The organism is Pseudomonas sp. Pse79 (genome assembly GCF_024519615.1).
GTDB lineage: Bacteria > Pseudomonadota > Gammaproteobacteria > Pseudomonadales > Pseudomonadaceae > Aquipseudomonas > Aquipseudomonas veronii.
Genome location: NZ_JALJRR010000073.1, coordinates 1 through 452 on the forward strand (window position 1 = coordinate 1; position 452 = coordinate 452).

Here is a 452-nt window from a genome sequence, read left to right on the forward strand (position 1 = left end):
AAGTCGTAACAAGGTAGCCGTAGGGGAACCTGCGGCTGGATCACCTCCTTAATCGACGACATCAGCTGCTCCATAAGTTCCCACACGAATTGCTTGATTCATTGAAGAAGACGATAAGAAGCAGCCCGAAATTGGGTCTGTAGCTCAGTTGGTTAGAGCGCACCCCTGATAAGGGTGAGGTCGGCAGTTCGAATCTGCCCAGACCCACCAATTTTGTGTGGGAACCTGTAGAAATACGGGGCCATAGCTCAGCTGGGAGAGCGCCTGCCTTGCACGCAGGAGGTCAACGGTTCGATCCCGTTTGGCTCCACCACTACTGCTTCTAAAGTTTGAAAGCTTAGAAATGAGCATTCCATCGTGATGATGGTGAATGTTGATTTCTAGTCTTTGATTAGATCGTTCTTTAAAAATTTGGGTATGTGATAGAAAGATAGACTGAGCGTTACTTTCAC

At 47.8% G+C, this 452-nt stretch carries 2 tRNA genes and 1 rRNA gene; all 3 read left to right on the top strand.

The features are described from left to right. Positions 1–51 (top strand): 16S ribosomal RNA (locus NR164_RS30275); the annotation flags it as partial. 82 nt (positions 52–133) lie between these two features. Beyond that, a tRNA-Ile gene (locus NR164_RS30280) sits at positions 134–210 on the top strand. A gap of 27 nt (positions 211–237) precedes the next feature. Then, positions 238–313 (top strand) — tRNA-Ala (locus NR164_RS30285). Positions 314–452: the final 139 nt, after the last annotated feature.